The 17658-nt window shown below is 71.4% G+C and carries 17 protein-coding genes and 1 pseudogene; 10 read left to right on the forward strand and 8 right to left on the reverse strand.

Annotated features, from left to right (window positions below; all coding sequences use genetic code 11):
• Positions 1-15: 15 nt before the first annotated feature.
• On the forward strand, positions 16-999 hold the full coding sequence (locus KHP12_RS14385) for an EamA family transporter (RefSeq protein WP_208653001.1): 984 nt from the start codon (positions 16-18) through the stop codon (positions 997-999).
• Positions 996-1442 (forward strand): NAD(P)-dependent oxidoreductase, encoded by a 447-nt coding sequence (locus tag KHP12_RS14390; protein WP_086881950.1) that lies wholly within the window; start codon positions 996-998, stop codon positions 1440-1442. The genes KHP12_RS14385 and KHP12_RS14390 overlap by 4 nt, the downstream gene beginning before the upstream one ends.
• 138 nt (positions 1443-1580) lie before the next feature.
• On the opposite strand, the gene KHP12_RS14395 is transcribed toward KHP12_RS14390, so the two are convergent.
• The 3 genes from KHP12_RS14395 to KHP12_RS14405 form a co-directional block, all read right to left on the reverse strand.
• A complete protein-coding gene (locus tag KHP12_RS14395) occupies positions 1581-2141 on the reverse strand; it encodes a GNAT family N-acetyltransferase (RefSeq protein WP_086881951.1) in 561 nt (186 codons plus the stop codon).
• 148 nt (positions 2142-2289) lie between these two features.
• A complete protein-coding gene (locus KHP12_RS14400; protein WP_167442505.1) occupies positions 2290-2430 on the reverse strand; it encodes a hypothetical protein in 141 nt (46 codons plus the stop codon).
• Between the two features lie 19 nt (positions 2431-2449).
• Entirely contained in the window at positions 2450-4252 is a 1803-nt protein-coding gene (locus tag KHP12_RS14405) for a thiamine pyrophosphate-requiring protein (RefSeq protein WP_086881952.1), read from the reverse strand.
• A gap of 195 nt (positions 4253-4447) precedes the next feature.
• Here KHP12_RS14405 and KHP12_RS14410 point away from each other — a divergent pair, with 195 nt between their 5' ends.
• The gene (locus KHP12_RS14410; protein ID WP_086881957.1) at positions 4448-4639 is read left to right on the forward strand and encodes a hypothetical protein; all 192 of its coding nucleotides are present in this window, start codon (positions 4448-4450) and stop codon (positions 4637-4639) included.
• On the opposite strand, the gene KHP12_RS14415 is transcribed toward KHP12_RS14410, so the two are convergent.
• From KHP12_RS14415 to KHP12_RS14430, 4 genes are all read right to left on the reverse strand, one after another.
• Positions 4616-5377, reverse strand: a complete 762-nt coding sequence (locus KHP12_RS14415; RefSeq protein ID WP_210610135.1) for a class I SAM-dependent methyltransferase — start codon at positions 5375-5377, stop codon at positions 4616-4618. The two genes, KHP12_RS14410 and KHP12_RS14415, sit on opposite strands and share 24 nt — an antisense overlap.
• A gap of 10 nt (positions 5378-5387) precedes the next feature.
• Positions 5388-6236 (reverse strand): MerR family transcriptional regulator, encoded by an 849-nt coding sequence (locus KHP12_RS14420; RefSeq protein WP_086883041.1) that lies wholly within the window; start codon positions 6234-6236, stop codon positions 5388-5390.
• 61 nt (positions 6237-6297) lie between these two features.
• Positions 6298-7116, reverse strand: coding sequence for an alpha/beta fold hydrolase (locus KHP12_RS14425; protein WP_246648538.1), 819 nt, complete (start codon positions 7114-7116; stop codon positions 6298-6300).
• Between the two features lie 71 nt (positions 7117-7187).
• Positions 7188-9440: a protein kinase domain-containing protein gene (locus KHP12_RS14430; RefSeq protein ID WP_086883039.1), complete on the reverse strand. Its 2253-nt coding sequence runs from the start codon at positions 9438-9440 to the stop codon at positions 7188-7190.
• A gap of 334 nt (positions 9441-9774) precedes the next feature.
• On the opposite strand from KHP12_RS14430, the gene KHP12_RS14435 reads away from it, so the two are divergent.
• From KHP12_RS14435 to KHP12_RS14460, 6 genes and pseudogenes are all read left to right on the forward strand, one after another.
• Complete coding sequence (locus tag KHP12_RS14435; protein ID WP_086883038.1) at positions 9775-11109, forward strand: ATP-grasp domain-containing protein; 1335 nt, start codon at positions 9775-9777, stop codon at positions 11107-11109.
• Between the two features lie 101 nt (positions 11110-11210).
• A complete protein-coding gene (locus tag KHP12_RS14440; RefSeq protein WP_086883037.1) occupies positions 11211-13250 on the forward strand; it encodes a CocE/NonD family hydrolase in 2040 nt (679 codons plus the stop codon).
• A 55-nt stretch (positions 13251-13305) separates the two neighbouring features.
• Positions 13306-13965, forward strand: a complete 660-nt coding sequence (locus KHP12_RS14445) for a HemK2/MTQ2 family protein methyltransferase (protein WP_086883036.1) — start codon at positions 13306-13308, stop codon at positions 13963-13965.
• Positions 13966-14002: 37 nt separating this feature from the next.
• Positions 14003-14173, forward strand: a complete 171-nt coding sequence (locus tag KHP12_RS14450) for a CDGSH iron-sulfur domain-containing protein (RefSeq protein WP_086883043.1) — start codon at positions 14003-14005, stop codon at positions 14171-14173.
• A gap of 66 nt (positions 14174-14239) precedes the next feature.
• Positions 14240-15229 (forward strand): Ppx/GppA family phosphatase, encoded by a 990-nt coding sequence (locus KHP12_RS14455; RefSeq protein ID WP_086883035.1) that lies wholly within the window; start codon positions 14240-14242, stop codon positions 15227-15229.
• A 214-nt stretch (positions 15230-15443) separates the two neighbouring features.
• Positions 15444-15683, forward strand: a pseudogene (locus tag KHP12_RS14460) (family 65 glycosyl hydrolase); the annotation flags it as partial.
• A 284-nt stretch (positions 15684-15967) separates the two neighbouring features.
• Here the strand turns inward: KHP12_RS14460 and KHP12_RS14465 are convergent.
• Positions 15968-16657: a M24 family metallopeptidase gene (locus tag KHP12_RS14465; RefSeq protein WP_086883042.1), complete on the reverse strand. Its 690-nt coding sequence runs from the start codon at positions 16655-16657 to the stop codon at positions 15968-15970.
• A 268-nt stretch (positions 16658-16925) separates the two neighbouring features.
• Between KHP12_RS14465 and KHP12_RS14470 the strand changes: the two genes are divergently transcribed.
• On the forward strand, positions 16926-17651 hold the full coding sequence (locus tag KHP12_RS14470) for a GAF and ANTAR domain-containing protein (protein WP_086880220.1): 726 nt from the start codon (positions 16926-16928) through the stop codon (positions 17649-17651).
• Positions 17652-17658 lie beyond the last annotated feature (7 nt).

A 17658-nucleotide genomic window follows, 5' to 3' on the forward strand; every position in this document is an offset into this window, starting at 1 on the left:
GTGAGACTTCGAGGCATGACACGGCACACCACACAAGTGGCTTCCGGCGGGGCCGGCGGTGCCCGCCACGGAACCCTGCCACGCACCGCCCTGACGGCGCTCGCTCCCTCGGTGTGGGGCACGACGTATGTCGTCACCACCGAACTGCTCCCCGAGGGACATCCGCTCTTCGCGGGGTTCCTGCGCGCGTTGCCCGCGGGCCTGATCGCGCTGGCCCTCACCCGGACGCTGCCGCGTGGCGCCTGGTGGGGGAAGGCCGCGGCGCTCGGCGTGCTGAACATCGGGCTGTTCCTCCCACTGCTGTTCATCGCGGCGGAACGGCTGCCGGGCGGCGTGGCCGCCACCCTGGCGGCGGCCCAGCCGCTGGTGGTGGCCGTCCTGGCCGTCACCGTGCTCCATGAGCGCCTTTCGCCGTGGCGCCTCCTGTGGGGTGTGACGGGCGTCGTCGGCGTCGGTCTTGTGGTGATCGGGCCGAACGCGGCACTCGACACCGTCGGGGTCGTGGCGGGCCTCGCGGGCGCGGCCACGATGGCGCTCGGCGTGACGCTCACCAAGCGCTGGGGGCGCCCCGCCGGGGTCGGGGCCACCACCTTCGCCGGGTGGCAACTCACCGCGGGCGGGCTCTTCCTGCTGCCCCTCACCTTCCTCGCCGAGGGGGCACCTCCCGCGATCGACCTGCCCGCCGCGCTCGGTTATCTCTGGCTGGGGCTCGTCGGCGGTCTGATCACCTACGCCCTGTGGTTCCAGGGCATCACCAGCCTGCCCGTGGCCTCGGTGGCGGTTCTCGCCCTGCTCTCACCGCTGGTGGCCGCCGTTCTCGGCGCCATCGTGCTCGACCAGACGCTCGGGCCGATCCAGCTCGTGGGATTCGCGCTCTCGCTCGCCGCGATCGTCGCGGGACAGCTTCCGCCGCGTACCGGCGCACGCGCCCGCACCCGCACCCGGACGCCCGAACAGGAGTCCGTCTCCACCCCCACTCCGGAAGGGACACCCAGATGAAGATCGCCGTTGTCGGAGCCGCCGGCATGGTCGGCTCGCGTGTCGTCGACGAAGCCGTGAGCCGGGGCCATGACCTCGTCGCGGTGTTCCGGAAGGAGCCGGCGGTCGCCCCGCCGCCCGGGGTGATCGCCGTGCACGGCGACGCGAACGACCCCGGCCATATGAGCCGGCTGTTCGTCGGCACCGACGCGGTCGTGGCCGCGAGCCGCCCCGCCCCCGGACACGAGGACACCGCCGTCAGGACCACGGAGGCGCTGCTCACCGCGGCCGAGACGGCCGGGACACGCATCCTGGTCGTCGGTGGCGCCGCGCCCCTGCGGAATCCGGGCCACCCCGGCCGGCTCGTCCTGGACAGCCCCGAGTACGTCCCGGAGCCCTTCCGCGCCATCGCCGCGGCCAGCGCCGCGCAACGATGCTCACTCCCTGAGTGTGCTGAGGTGTGACGCGTCAGCCTCGGTGATTAAGCCCTTAAGCACCAGCCGCCCAGAGCTGCCGATATGGCCTGTGGGCGGGGGTCTGCACAACGGATCCCGTAGTCGGCCGCCCCTCCGCGCGCATGGTTTCCTCCCCCCGGCACATGGCTACCGGCGCTGCTCCCAGACAGCCCGGGTGAGCTCGTACTCGACCTCGCCGTGCTCGGATCCCTCGATCGCCTCCGGCCACTCCTCGGTGAAGGTGCGGACGAACGACAGCCCCGACTTCTCCATCACCCGCCGGGACCCGGTGTTCACCGCCATGGTGTTCGCGGTGACCCGTTCCACGCCGAGGTCGGTGAACCCCTTGTGGATCAGGGCCAGGGAGCCTTCCGTGGCGTAGCCCTTGCCCCAGGCGGCCCGGTTCAGGCGGTAGCCGAGCTCCACCACGGCGGGGCTGTGGTCGTCCAGGGGACGGAACTCGAACCAGCCCAGGAAGGTTCCGGTGACCTTGCCCTCGGCGGCCCAGTAGCTCCGGGTGCCGAGGCCCGGGTGGTCGTGGAGGAATCGCGGCAGGGTCTTCGTACGGATCGTCTCCCGGCTCGTCGGCTTGCCGCCGGTGAGGAACCGCATGACATCGGGGTCGTTGTCGAGCGCGAAGAGGTGTTCGGCGTCGGCGTCGGTGAACGGGCGCAGCACCAGCCGTTCGGTTTCCAGGAAGACATCCATGCCGCGATCCTCACCACCGGACGGCCGGGCCCGCCACCGGATATTCGCGGCGGGCCGAAGGCGGCCGGGGCTACGGCTCGATGTCCTCGATGTCCAGGATGCCGTGCGGTTCAGCAGGCCACCCGGTACGGCCGCGCCCGCTCGCTGTTCAGCGTGAGCCCCAGCCCGGGCGCTCCGTCATCTCGTCAAAACTGTCCGTGGCGTACGCGCCCCGGCTGCCCGCGTCAAACCTGACCTCGGCGTCCACCTCCGCACGCAGCGCCCCCTCCAGCCCGCTCGCGGTCCGCATGCCGCGCTTCCCCCTTCCGTCAGGCGTGCCCGCGTCCCGGCAGGCGCTCGGCGTACTGGGCGACCTTCTGCCGGATGCCCCGGTGGGCGATCCCGGCCAGCTCGGGGTCGTGCAGCGCGGCCTTCACGGTCTTCTTCGCCATGGGGACCATGAGATGGGGCGGGATCGGGGCGATCTCCTGGTCGACCATGAACTCCAGGACGACCGGCCGGTCACTGGCCAGCGCCTCGTCCCAGGCCCTGCCGACCTTCTTCGGGGACTCGCAGCGGATCCCCCGCAGCCCCAGCAGCTCGGCGTACGCGCCGTGGGGGATGTCGGGGATGACCTGGGAGGCGGGGTACTTCGGGTCCCCGGCCATGGCGCGCTGCTCCCAGGTGACCTGGTTGAGGTCCTGGTTGTTGAAGACGCAGAAGACGAGCGGCGGGCCGTCCGCCAGCCGGTCCATATAGCGCTTGACCGTGATCATCTCGTTCATGCCGTTCATCTGGAAGGCGCCGTCTCCCACGAAGGCGATCACCGGGCGGGTGGGATGGGCGAACCGGGCCGCGATCGCGTACGGCACCGCGGGGCCCATGGTGGCCAGCGTGCCGGACAGCGAGGCGTCCATTCCGTCGCGCAGCCTCAGATGGCGCGCCCACCAGTTGGTGGCGGATCCGGAGTCGGCGGTGAGGATCGCCCGGTCCAGCAGCCGCGAGGAGAGCTCGGCGGCCACCGACTGGGGGTTGATGGTGTCCCCGAAGTGCTGGCCGGCCCAGGTGTCGCAGATGGTGAGCCACTCCCGCACATCCTTCTCGACCTTCTTCCGCCAGGCCCGCTTCTCCTTGCGCCGCAGCAGCGGGAGGAGCGCCTTGAGGGTCTCCTTCGCGTCGCCCACCAGATGGGCGTCCATGGGGTAGCGCATCCCGATCATGCGACCGTCGATGTCGATCTCCACGCCCCGGGCCTGCCCCTCGTCCGGCAGCCACTCGGAGTACGGAAAGCTGGTGCCGATCAGGAAGAGGGTGTCGCACTCCTTGATCATCTTGTCGCTTGCGGTGCTGCCCAGCAGACCGATCGGCCCGGTCACATAGGGCAGGTCGTCGGGGAGAACGTCCCGGCCCAGGAGCGCCTTGGCCACCCCGGCGCCCAGCAGCTCCGCCACTCCGACGACCTCGCCCGCGGCATCGGCCGCGCCCTGGCCGACGAGGATGGCGACCCTCTCGCCCTCGTTGAGGACATCGGCGGCGCGGCGGAGCTCATCGGGGTCGGGCAGGACGCGGGGGCGGCTCCAGCCCACGCTGGAGAACACCGATCCGTGTGCTTTGGGCGGGGAGGGCTGGGCGTCCTCCTCCTGGATGTCGTTGGGGATCACGATCGTCGCCACGCCGCGGGTGGTCAGCGCGGTCTTGAAGGCGCGGTCGATGACATGCCGTGCCTGGCCGGGGTGGACGACCGTCTCGCAGTACTCGGAGACGTCGGCGAAGAGCCGGTCCAGGTGGATTTCCTGCTGGTAGTGGGTGCCGAGGCTGAGCCGCTTCTGCTGGCCCACGATGGCGACCACCGGCTGGTGGTCCAGCTTGGCGTCGTACAGGCCGTTGAGCAGGTGGACGGCGCCGGGCCCCGAGGTGGCGACGCAGACTCCGACCTCGCCGGTGAACTTGGCGTGGCCGCAGGCCATGAACGCGGCCATCTCCTCGTGCCGGACCTGGATGAACTCAGGGTCGCCCTTGGCGCGGTCGAACGCCCCGAGCAGACCGTTGATCCCGTCGCCCGGATAGCCGAAGACCCGCGCCACCCCCCACTCCCGCAGCCGAGCCAGCACGTAATCCGATACCTGAGCCACGGCGCCTCCTCGGTAGTGCTGCACGAAGCACCTCACAGGAGTAGCCGTCGCCCGGGCCGGTAAACGTGGCGCGCACCGGGAGACGTGGCGCGCATGGGCCACGGCCGGCCGGGGCACCCGGCCGCCGGTCGGCAGCACGTACGCATGCGGCGGCCCGCCCGGGAGCACGGCGGCCCGCCGAGGGAGGACACGATCATGAGCGGAGAGAAGAAGGGCGCCCGGACGGCGGCCGAGGAGATCGAGGCCGAGATCACCGAGGCCGAGACGCGGGTGACCGACGACGAGGAGGACAGCCGTTACGGCGAGTCGGGGGACGCCATCACGCCCAACGTCGACGCCCAGGAGGAGAGCCAGGGCGAAGGCTCAGGGACGGGCGGCCACCAGTAGGTCCACCACATACGTCTCCTCCACCCTCTCGTCCGGGAAGAGCTCGCGCAGCCGGCAGCGCTCGGCGGCGAGAAACGCCTGAGTGCCGGACTCGCCGAGGACGAGGAACGCCGAGTGACTGGTGATGTTGGCCAGGTGGGTGTCGAGGGAGACGACACGGCTCCAGCGCACATGGCGGCGGGTGACGCGGAGACCGGAGAGGCCCGCGAGCCGGACGGCGCGGCTGTCGTCGGGACCCACGCGAGGGGTCGACGTCACACCGGAGTGGGCCGCGACGCGCTCGGCCTGGGCGGCGATCCACGGCACGTCGAAGGCGGTGGTGTTCCACCAGACCGCCAGCGCGCCACCCGGGCGCAGGACGCGCAGCGCCTCCGGAACGGACCGGTCGGTGTCGGTCCAGTGCCAGGACTGCGCATACGTGATCAGGTCGCGGGAGGCGTCGGCGAGGGGCAGGGCGTTGCCGTCGCCCCGGACGATCGGCACCTCCGGAAGCGCCCGGCGGAACTCGGCGGCCATGCCCGCGCCCGGCTCGACGGCGATCACATCGGCGCCGCGCCCGCGCAGGACGGCGGTGGCGATTCCGGTGCCCGCGCCGACGTCGGCGACGCGGGCGCCCGCGAGGGGGCGCCCGGCGAGCTCCTCGACGGCGTCGAAGAGGGCGGGCGGGTAGGAGGGGCGGTTCGCCGCGTACTGGGCGGCGGCCGTGTTGAACGAATGGGCACGCGAGGTGGCGGTCATCCGCCCATCCTCACCCGTTCGGCCCCTTCTGCCGAGCCCCCGGTTTTCGAGCCCCCGGTTTTCGCCGGGCTCCTCGTGGCCCGGCCGCGCCCCCGTCGACGCGCCCGACCTTGGTCCAGCCGGTCCAGCCCCGCTGCCTCAGCAGCTCGATCAGCCGGCGGGCCGACGGCATGGTGTCGAACGCGAGGGTGTCCATCACCCTGACCAGCGGTGGCTCGATCTCGGCGTCGTCGATGTAGTCCTCGCCCCGCTCCTCGGCCATCTCCGTGAGGTAGGCGGCCAGCTCATCGGCCAGCCCGTCCAGCCGTGGGTCGTCGTCGGCGTGGTCGAGCGCCCGGCCCAGAGTGCGGTAGAAGCCGATGAACCGCGGGTCGGCGAGCTGCTCCCGCTTGCGTGCCATCCACTCCGGGACCCGCTCGGGTGCGTGCGCGGCCAGCGGGATCCAGCCGTCGCGCTCCACCTGGACGATCCGCTCGTCGACCCCGAGCGCCCGCAGCCGGTCGAGAAACTCCACCACCGCCGGGGGCAGCGCCAGGCCGTCCCCGGCGGCGAGGCGGGCGATCCGCGCGCGGTGCCGCTGCCGCTCCCGGATCTCCGCCCGCAGCCGCTGGTCGATCTCCGCGACCGCCGCGGCGAACTCCTCCTCACCGGCCCGGAGCAGCTCCCGTACGCGCGCCAGCGGAACCCCGGCCTCGGCGAGGGTCCGGATCCTGATCAGCTCGACGACGGCGTCGGCGCCGTACCGCCGATAGCCGGAGTGGTCCCGCTCCGGCTCCGGCAGCAGCCCCTTGGCGTGGTAGTGGCGTACCGCGCGCACCGTCACTCCGGCGTACGACGCCAGCTCGCCGATGGTCAGCATCGGACCAGTCTCCTGGGAATCGCTCTCACATCGCCCACATCACCCACATCGCCCGCATCGCTCACGTCGCCCACGGGGGCGGCCCGTCGGCCGGGTGGCGCCGGATGATCTCCGCGATCTCCCTGGCGTGGGTGAACACCAGCCGGTGGCCGGTGTCGAGCCAGGTCGCGGAGGTGTCCGGCCGCTCGCGCACCAGCCGGTCGATGCCCGCGCGCCAGAGCCGGTTGTGCCGGGGCACACGCCCCTCGGTGCTGCCGCCCGCGATCGCGGCCGACATGATCATGTGGATCGGGCGGTCGATCTTCCGGTACCGGTCGAGGATTCCGGCCCGCACCACATCCATCTCGAGCTGTAGATCGAGGATGTCCTGCGGGCTGAGCAGAACCTGACGCGCGGTGCCCCTGGCCCGCCCGAGCTCCCGCCACATGGCCGGGTCCTCCGCCATCGCGCGGAACTCCGGCAGGTCGGCGTCGGTGATGAACGGTTCGGGCAGCGGGTTCGCCCCGTCGATGAGGACCAGCCCGGCGACGGCCTCAGGGCGCTCGGAGGCGTAGTGCACGGCCAGGTCCGCCCCCAGCGAGTAGCCCACGAGCACGGGTGGCGAGGACAGGCCGAGGCGCCCCGGCTCCGCCAGCACGGCGAAGAGATCGCTCCGGAACGCGTCGAAGGAGTACCGGTCGGCGGCGGAGGCGAGGCCATGGCCCCGGAGGTCGAAGGTCACCACCTCGTGGTCGCGCCGCAGGAGTTCGATCAGCTCGCGCAGGTCGGCCCGGGTGGAGTTGAGTCCGGGGCACAGGACCAGCGGCCGCCCCCGGCCGCCCCGGGACACCGGGATCGTGACACCGTCGTGGTGGACCGTGAAGTGGCGCGTCGTCGTCATGCCGACCATGCTGCGAGGCTGCCCCTGCGTCACGGTCAACCACCACGGCGGCCCTCACCACGGAGAGCCCCCTAGCGCGCCCGGTACGGGTTCTTCCACAGGTACACCTTGTGGTGCTTGGTGTCGTTGCCCGCGACGTGCCGACCGTCCCGGCTGAAGGCCACATCCTTGACCGTGCTCTCCGCCCCCTGCGCGCCGGTCGACAGGATGGCGCGTGGTTTGCGGCCGGTCACGTTCCACAGCATCAGTCCATGTGCGGCGGGGGCGGCGAGCGTCCTGCCGTCCGGGCTGAACGCCAGGTGGTCGACCCTCCCCTGGTAGGAGTCGCCGAGTGTGGCTCGCTGACGGCCGGTCTTCACATCCCACAGCCGCACCTTGTCGTCGTAGCTGCCGGTGGCGATCGTCTTGCCGTCCGGACTGAACGCCAGGCTCAGGACTCCTTGCGCGGGGGAGATGGTGACCCGTGGACCGTCCTGGCCGTAGGGATCCGGATCGCGGTGTGCCACGTCCCACAGCCGCACCGAGTGTTTCGGGGTGAGGTTGCTGTCGGAGTCGTCGCTCGCGGAGGCCAACGTCCGGCCGTCCGGGCTGAAGGCCACACCCGTGACTTTGGCGTCCTGGTCGTAGTAGGCGAGTATCTCGTCCTTCTTGCGGCTGTTGATGTCCCACAGGAACACCGAGCCGGACTGACTGCCGGTGGCGAACAGCTTGCCATCCGGGCTGAATGCCACCCTGTCGCCGCCGTTGACGCCGTCAAGGACGCGAATCTGCCGGTGCTTGGCCACGTCCCACATGGTTACCCAGCCGGTCGTATTGGTGACGGCGACGAGCTTGCCATTGGGGCTGAACGTCACCTCGCGAGTCGGAAACCCGTTGTCGCCGACGCCGTCGCGTTGGGTGAAGGTGGCGCGTGGCTTGCGGTCGGCGACACTCCACGTTCGCACCTTGCCCTCGTCGCTGCCCGTGGCCAGCGTCTTGCCGTCCGGGCTGAACGCCATGCCTTCGGTGTCCCCGGACTGCCCGGTGGGGCCGATGGCGGCCGTCGGCTCGAACGAGCGATAGGGGAGGCCGGGGCCGCGGTCGGGGGAGGAGCCGGGGAGGTAGACGGCGATCAGGACGACGGCGAGGACGAGGATCCCGACCCCGCTGAGCAGGACGGGCAGCCCCGGGGCGGGCGTGGTGAGCGGATCCGGGACCAGCGGGTCCGGCGGGGTGTCAGCGCCCGGTGGGGTCGCGGGAGCACCGGAGGCGGCGCCCCGTGCCGGGTCGTGCGCGGCCGGAGCGGACGGCGGCGGTACGGGGGCGGCGGGCCCGGACCCGCGTGGCGACAGCGATGTGCGTGTCTCGGCGTCGGGCGAGCCGGGAGTGCTGGGCGATCCAGGGGCGCCCCGCGGACCGGGAGTTCCGCGCCCGGGCCCTGACGGCGACACCACGGTGCGGGTGTGGGCGTCGGCGATGGCGTCCGCGACGCCCGTCGTGCCGGCCCGGCCGCACTGCTCGACGACCTGGGCCGGGGTCGGCCGCCGCGCCGGGTCCTTCTCCAGGCAGCGGGCGGCGATGGCCCGGAGGGGCTCGGGGCAGCCGTCGAGGTCGGGATCCTGCTCCAGGATGCGGTAGATGACGCTGTGGTCGGAGCCGCCGCCGAAGGCGAGCCGTCCGGTGGCGGCGAAACCGGCGATCACGCCGAGGGCGAACACATCACCGGCCTCGGTGACGTCCTGCCCCCTGATGTATTCGGGCGCCATGTAGGCGGGCGTTCCGGTGCGCATCCCGGTGACGGTCACCGCGGTGACATCCGCGGCCCGGGCGATACCGAAGTCGATGACCTTGGGTCCCTCGGCGGTGAGGATGATGTTGGAGGGCTTCAGGTCACGGTGGATCACATCGGCGGCGTGGATGGACTGCAAGGCCTCGGCCACCCTGGCGATCAGCCCCAGCGCCGCGTCGGCCGACAGCGGCCCGCTCTCGGCGACCGCGTGCTGGAGGGACGGCCCGGGGACGTACGCCGTGGCCAGCCAGGGCTCTTCGGCCCGCAGATCCGCGTCCACGACCGACACGGTGTAGAGACCCTGGACCCGCCGGGCCGCGGCCACTTCCTGCTCGAAGCGCTTGCGGAACGACGCGTCGCCCGCGTACTCGCGGTGGACGACCTTGACCGCCACCGCGCTGCCGGCCGGCGTACGCGCCAGGTAGACGCGGCCCATTCCCCCCGCGCCCAGCACCGCCTCCAGCCGGTACGGACCGGCCGTGACGGGATCGGCGGCCCCCAAGGGGCGGTGTGGTGGCGGAGCCGTCGGCCACCCAGGTTGCTGCGGTCGGGACATGCTCCCCGTCACCCCGTCTCTTGCCGTTCGAGCGAGCGACAGCGTAAACGAACCCAGCACCCCGTAACAGCTCTCCCCCTTACGAACACACGAAGACCGGTGGGCCGTTCGCTGTGGCGTCGGGCCCACCGGTCTCGCGGGGCGGACCCGCGTCCGACGCGCGTTCCCGGTCATTGACGAAGTTGCCACCGCTCCCGCGACCGCCCCGCCGACCGGCCTCCGAAGCCCGCTTCGGGTCGTTGGCGCATCACACCGGATGTCCCGTCAGGATTGGCGGCCCGCAGGCGGGTACTCAGGACGCCGGAAAACGTCGGCGCAGAGAGGGGACACGCCCGTGGACGAGAAGAACATCTTTGTGATCGGCCTGGACGAGGCCAATGTGCCCATCCTGGAAAGTGGGCCCGGTGCCGGCCGGTACCGGTTCCACCGCCTGCTCACGGTCGAGGATCTCCAGAGCGGCGAGGTGTCCGTGGCGGACCTGATCGCGAAGGCGCAAGGTGTTCTGGACGCCTTTGAGGGCGGTATCGACGCGATCGTCGGCTACTGGGACTTCCCGGTGAGCACACTCGTGCCGATCCTCAGCGAGCGCTACGGCACGCGCAGCACCAGCCTGGAGTCGGTGGTCAAGTGCGAGCACAAGTACTGGAGCCGGCTGGAGCAGCGGAAGGTGATCGAGGAGCATCCGCGGTTCGGCCGGGTGGATCTGGAGGCGCGGCACCCGCGGCCGCCGGAGGGCGTCCGCTTCCCGATGTGGCTCAAGCCCGCCCTCGCGTACTCATCCGAGCTGGCCTTCTCCGTCAAGGACGAGGAGGAGTTCGGTGCGGCGGTGAGCCGGATCCGTGAGGGCATCGGCCGCGTGGGCAAGCCCTTCGACGCCGTCCTCGAACGGCTGGAGCTCCCGCCGGAGATGGAGGGTGTGGGCGGCCAGGTGTGCCTCGCGGAGGAGGCCCTGAGCGGGGTGCAGGTCGCCGTGGAGGGATACGTCCACCAGGGCGAGGTCACCGTCTACGGCGTGCTGGACTCCATCGACTACCCCGACAGCTCGTCCTTTCTGCGCCACCAGTACCCCTCCGCGCTGCCCGAGCCCGTGATCAGGCGGCTGCATGACGTCTCGCGGCGGGTGATGCGGCAGATCGGCATGGACGGGGCCACGTTCAGCATCGAGTACTTCTACGACGCCGCCAAGGACGAGATCAATCTCCTGGAGATCAACCCCCGGCACTCCCAGTCGCACGCCGAACTCTTCGCCTATGTCGACGGGGTGCCCAACCACCACTGCATGGTCAGTCTCGCCCTCGGCGAGGACCCCGCCCTGCCGTACCGCGAGGGCCCCTACGCGATGGCCGCCAAGTGGTACTACCGGTGGTTCGCCGACGGTGTGGTCCATGACGCCCCCGTCGACGAGGAGATCGAGCGCATCGAGCGGGAGATCCCGGGCGTACGGATCGATGTGGTGCCCGAGGAGGGACAGCGGCTGTCGCAGCTGGAGCAGCAGGACAGCTACAGCTTCGAACTCGCCCACATCTTCACCGGCGGGGACAGCGAGGAGGACCTGCGAGAGAAGTACGACCGCTGTGTCGCCGCCCTGAACCTGCTCTTCGACGCCAGCGCCCCGGGCGCCCGGCGGGAGCGGCAGCCGGAGCGGAAGACGCGGGAGCAGCACGGCTGAGCCCCGGCCGCCGGTGTGCCGGTCGCATCCGTGGGAACCCGTGCGCCCCTGTCACCAGGGCCGCCACCATGGCCACCGCCAGGGAAGGAGCAAGTCGGCCTATGCGCCTCGTGAGCAATCTGCCGTGCGCCACGAAGGAAGAGGAACACATCACGATCCCGATGTCCGACGGCGTTCGCCTGTCGGCGCGTATCTGGCGTCCCACGTCCTCGGACGAGGAGCCGGTGCCCGCGGTGCTGGAGTACATCCCCTACCGCAAACGGGATCTGACCTCCGTGCGCGACTCCATTCACCACCCCTATATCGCCGGTCACGGCTACGCGTGTGTCCGCGTCGATCTGCGGGGCACCGGGGAGTCGGAGGGGGTGCTGACGGACGAATACCTGGGGCAGGAGCAGACGGACGCCGAGGAGATCCTGGCGTGGCTGGCCGAGCAGCCCTGGTGTGACGGCGCCACCGGCATGATGGGCATCTCCTGGGGCGCGTTCGCCGCCCTCCAGGTGGCCGCCCGGCGGCCGCCGAGCCTGCGCGCCATCGTCATCGCGTCCTTCACCGACGACCGGTACGCCGATGACATGCACTACATGGGCGGTGCGCTGCTGTCCGACAACCTCGCCGAGGCGGGCACGATGTTCGCCTACGCCACCTGCCCGCCGGACCCGGCGGTGGTCGGCGAGCGCTGGCGCGGGATGTGGCACGAGCGGCTGGAGAACGCCCGCCCCTGGGTGGTCGAGTGGCTGCGCCACCAGCGCCGCGACGACTACTGGCGGCATGCCTCGGTGTGCGAGGACTACCAGGCCGTGCGGTGCCCCGTGCTGGCCTCCAGCGGCTGGGCGGACGGCTACTCCAACGCCGTGACCCGGCTGCTCGGCAATCTGGACGTACCGCGCAAGGGCCTGATCGGGCCGTGGTCGCACAAGTACCCGCACCTGGGCGAGCCGGGCCCGGCCATCGGCTACCTCCAGGAGGTGGTCCGGTGGTGGGACCACTGGCTGAAGGGCGTGGACAACGGCGTCATGGACGGGCCCATGCTGTGGACGTGGATGCAGGACAGCGTGCCACCGTCCACCGCCTACGAGGAGCGGCCCGGCCGCTGGATCGCCGAGCCCCGGTGGCCCTCCCCCAATGTCGAGCCGGTGGTGCACCCGCTCACCGGCTACCGCATCGCCGACCCCGGTGACACACCTCCCGGGAAGGATGCCCCTGGCGAGCCGCTGACCGTCCAATCACCGCTGTCCGTAGGTCAGTTCGCGGGCAAGTGGGCCTCGTACAACGCGCCTCCGGACCTGCCGTACGACCAGCGGGAGGAGGACGGCGGTTCACTGGTGTTCCAGACCGATCCGCTCACCGAGCGGGTGGAGATCCTCGGCTCGCCCTCCGTCGAACTGGAGCTGTCGGTCAGTGAACCGGTCGCCATGGTCGCCGCCCGGCTCTCCGATGTGGCTCCGGACGGCCGCGCCACCCGGGTCACCTACGGTCTGCTCAACATCGCCCACCGCGAGACCATCGGCGATCCCGAACCGCTGGAGCCCGGCCGGCGCTACCGCGCCCGGGTGCGGCTCAACGGAGTGGCCCAGGCGTTCCCGCCCGGCCACCGCATCCGGCTGTCGCTGTCCACGTCGTACTGGCCGCTCGCCTGGCCCCCGCCCCGGCCGGCGCTGCTGACCGTGTACGAGTCCGACAGCGCCCTCACGCTGCCGTTGCGCCGGGAGTCCGCGGGCGAGGACCGGCCCCAGCGCCCGTTCGGGGAGCCGGAGGGCACGCCGCCGGCCGCCACCACCCGGATCACGCCCCACGAGGAGCGCTGGGACGTCAAGCGCGACCTGGTGGGCTACGGGTCCGAGCTGGAGATCGTCAAGGACGCGGGCACCCTGCGCTTCGACGACATCGGTCTTGACGTCGGCCGCCGGGCGTACGAGCGCTATACGGCGGTCGCGGACGACTTCACCTCGGTCGGTGGCGAGTCGACCTGGACCATGCGCTTCCACCGCGACGACTGGGATGTGCGGGTGGTGACGAGCACGGTGCTGCGCTCGAGCGAAACGGAGTTCTTCGTGGACGCCACGCTGGACGGCTACGAGGGCGACCGGCGGGTCTTCTCGCGCACCTGGAACGAGACGCTGCCCCGGGACTGCCTGTGACTCTTCTCGGACATGGCACGCGCACATCACGCCCTGCCGGGGGTACTCGCCGCTGATGGTGTTCAAGACGCCTCCAGGTGTGTACGCCCCGCAGGACGACACATGGCTGTTGTCCGAGGCCCTGCTGCGCGAGGACATCACGGCCGACACGGCGGTGCTGGACGTGGGGACCGGCAGCGGGTCCCTGGCCCTCGCCGCGGCCGGGCGTGGCGCGGCCCAGGTGACCGCGGTCGATGTCTCACCGCTCGCCGTGGGCGCCACATGGCTGCGCGCCCGCCTCAAAGGGCTGCCGGTGCGTGTCCTCCAGGGCGATCTGCTGACACCGGTCGCCGACCGCAGGTTCGATCTCATCGTGGCCAATCCGCCGTATGTGCCGGTGGCGGGGCGGCGGATCCGCCGGGGCCGTGGCGTGGCCTGGCGGGCCGGGGCCGACGGGCGGGCGGTGGTCGACCGGATCTGCCGGGACGCGCCACCGCTGCTGCGCCCCGGCGGGGTGCTGCTCCTGGTGCACTCGGGGCTGTGCGGCCCGGATCGTACGGTGGAGCAGTTGGAGTCGGCGGGGGCGGGGCTGCGGGCGGCCGTGACCGACCGCCGCACGATCCCCTTCGGGCCGGTGCTGCGCGAGCAGGCCCCCTGGCTGGAGGCCCATGGGCTGATCGCCCCGGGCGAGACGAAGGAAGAGCTGGTGGTGATCCGTGCCGAACGACACATGTGACCACGCGGTGAGCGTGCGGCTGGGGACCGACGGCCCGATGCTGATCGAGGGACCGGTCGAGATCACCCTGCCCGATGGCAGCGTGGTGCGCTCCGACCGCTTCATGGCGGCCGTGTGCCTGTGCGGCCGCAGCGCGCGCTACCCGTGGTGCGACACCAGCCACCGCCGCAGGCCGCCGAGGTCACGGCGCGGGGCGGACCCGGAGTAACCGCTCTCCGGACAGTGCGCGATCATCCGACGTCTGGACCATGTCGGGCAGGGGCACTCATCACGGATGCGCTGTGGAGTGCTCGACATCGGATCCCGTACCGTCCATCTCAAGATCGCCGACCTGTTCCCGGGCAGACCCCCGGAGCCGGTGACCTCGTGGAAACAGCCGGTCCGGCTGGCCGACGCGACCGATCGCCAGGGGGTGATCCCCCGCGAGGCGATCCGGTCCCTGGTCGGCGCCGTCACCGCGAGTGCCGCGGCCGCGTCCGCCCACCACGTCGACCGCCTGATCCCCTTCGCCACCTCGGCGGTGCGCGACGCGACCAACCGGGACGCGGTGCTCGACGAGATCGAGGCCGCCACCGGTATCCGCGTGGGTTTCATGAGCGGCGTGGAGGAGGCACGGCTGACGTTCCGGGCGGTGCGCGGCTGGCTCGGCTGGTCGGCGGGGCGGATACTGCTCCTCGACATCGGCGGTGGCTCCCTGGAGATCGCCTGCGGAAGCGGCACGTACCCCGCCCTCGCCATCTCCCTGCCGCTGGGAGCCGACCGGCTCACCCGCCACCATCTGCCCGATGCCACACCAGTGCGGAAGCGGGACGTCAAGGCGTTGCGCCGGCACGTACGCGCCGCCCTCGGACAGGCCACCGCCGAACTGCGCGCACAGCCCGCGCCCCTCTCCTGTGTCGCCACGTCCAGCACGTTCGCCCAGCTGGCCCGCCTCGCCGGAACCCCGCGGCCCGGCGACGGTCTGCCCGCGGTCCACAGTCTCAGCCGTAAGGAGCTGGTGCCCTGGGTGTCACGGCTGGCGGTCAAAACGGACGGGCAGCGAGCGAAGCTGCGCGGCATCTCCGCCTCCAGGGCGCGTCAATGCCTGGCCGGTGCCATCGTCGCGGAGGCCACCATGGACGTCATGGCGGTGAAACGGCTCACCATCTGCCCATGGGCCCTGCGCGAGGGCGTTCTGCTCGACCATCTCGCCCGCCTCGAGGGCGAACATTCGGAGTTCATGACCGCGCCGCGCGCCCTCCACGCGCTCACCCGGGAGGCGTAACCGATGCGCTCGGAACGGTATTGCAGCGGCGCGCGGCGCTCACCGTTCCCGCGTCACGGTCATTGCGGACGCTCTACGCACTCGATGCCGTGGGGCGGCCCGCCACGGCGCGCGGCTGATATCGCCGGTAGAATTCCCCCTACGGCGAGTTGGGCATTCCGGACACGGTACGCGGCGTGGCATCGGACCTCTACGAGCTGCTGGAGGGTCTCAAGTGATCAGCCACCATGCCCATGCCGTCGAGCCGTGGTGTCTGCGCGAGACCGAGCTCAACCTGGACGTACTGGCTCAGAGCGAATCCGTCTTCTCGGTGTCCAACGGGCATGTCGGCTGGCGCGGCAACCTCGGCGAGGGCGAGCCGCACGTCCTGCCCGGCAGCTATCTCAACGGTGTGCACGAGCAGCATCCGCTGCCGTACGCGGAGGGCGGTTACGGGTTCCCCGAGTCCGGCCAACCGCCGGGCCGGCGGCCCGAACCACGCCGCTGACGCCCGAACCGCACCCGGCAACGCCGCGTCCGAAGCCCGCCAGCGCGCCTGAACGAAGGAGCCCACCGCCGTGTTACGCACCCGCCTCCGCGGCGCGCGTGGCTCTGCGCGCCGCCACGGCGGCGAGCGAGGAGAGCGCCGCGGCGGCGAGCAGGACCGCCTCGAATGCCCGCGCCGCGCGGAGGAGGGGACCTGATCCGGTACGGCATCGAGCCGTGGCGCGGCGGAGCGACGCATCCGCCGGGGACCGGTCACAGGGTGAGCAGTTCCTCGTGGAACCCGCCGAACCCCCGCTCCCGGTCGATGAGGTGGATCTCCAGGATCCAGTGGCAGCGGCGCCCGGTCTTGTCGGTGCGCCGCAGCGGTGTGCCGTTGGCGGGCGTGATGTACGACTCCACGTCCGCGCCGTCGATCGTCTCGTGCGGGAACTCCCCGACCAGGTGCCCCGCGTGCCAGCCGCCCAGCCCCCAGCCGGCCTCGGCGGCCAAACGGCCGACCTCGGCGTGCAACCGCTCGCCGGTGATGTCCGGGTCGCCCTCGAAGAAGGTCTTCCCGGCGGCGAACACCCTGGGCAGATCGTCCCGCAGCCGGTGCTTGGCCGGGTCGTCGCCGAGGACGAACGTCCTTCCGAAGTCGGCCTCGTACTCTTCGAAGATCGGCCCGAAGTCGGCGAACGCGATGTCGTCCGTACCGATCACCCGGTCCGGCGGATTCTCCCGGTACGGCAGGAGGGTGTTCGGCCCCGAGCGCACGATCCGTTTGTGCCAGTGCCGGGTCGTACCGAACATCTCGTTCGCCAGGTCCCGGATCCGGTCACTGACCGCCCGCTCCCCCTCCCCCGGCGCCACCAGCCCGCGCTCCTCGATCTCCGCGAAGAGCCGCGCGGCCTTCGCCTGGGCATCCACCAACCGTGCCGCGCGGGTGCGTTCGTCGTCCGCCATATCCGCCATGGGCTCGTACCTAGCCATCTGGATCACTTCCCTCAACGCGATGCGTGCTCACCAGCCGCCGCTGTGCGAATGTGCTCGCTCACGTGTTCCACGGAACACAAAGTGGTACTCGCACGGTCGTAAGAGGCCATGCTGCGTCGTCCGACACCGGCGTCAGGTGGTGGTCGCACCGGAGGTGTCCTTCGGACGTGGATTCCGTTGCCCCGGTGGCACGTCACGATGCCGACCGAGAGGCTGCGGGCCTTGTGAAGGGATCCCTATGAGCGTCGACGACGCGTACGACGGCAGCGACATCACGCAGTGGCTGCTGGAAACCGACTCACTCGAAGACTTCCTACAGACACTGGCCGACGCGGCCCTGGCGTTGTCCCGCGCCCAGGGCGCCGGCCTCACCCTGCAACGGGATGGCCGGCCCCTGACCGTGGTCAGCTCCGGTACCGCGGCACCGGATCTGGACGAGAAGCAGTACGGCCAGGACGACGGCCCCTGTCTGCAAGCGCTGCGCACCGGAGAGGAACTCCTCATCGACGACATGCTCGCGGAGACCAGGTGGGGCGACTACCCCGCCTACGCCGTCGCCTGCGGGATGCGTTCGTCCCTCTCCCTGCCGATAGCCCCCCGCACCCACACCACCGGCGCTCTCAACCTGTACGCCGCCCCGCCGGAGGCGTACGCACAGGCCGATCTCACCTCCTTGCGCTCACTCGCCGCTCAGGCGACCGGCGCCATCGCTCTGGCCCAGCGCATCGCCGACACACAGGAATTCGCCGGTCAGCTGCAAGGCGCCATGGCACACCGCAGCGTCATCGACCAGGCCCTCGGCGTCATCATGGGCCAGCGCCGGTGCACCGCGCAGGAGGCCTTCGGCATCCTGCGCTCCGCCTCCCAGCACCGCAACATCAAACTCCGCGAGCTGTGCACCGAGCTGATCACCAGCCTCACCGGCCAGCCCCCCACCGCACCCGAGCTGCGCCGACGCCCCTGAGCCATCG

The sequence above is a fragment of the Streptomyces asiaticus genome, from assembly GCF_018138715.1.
Classification (GTDB): Bacteria; Actinomycetota; Actinomycetes; order Streptomycetales; family Streptomycetaceae; genus Streptomyces; species Streptomyces asiaticus.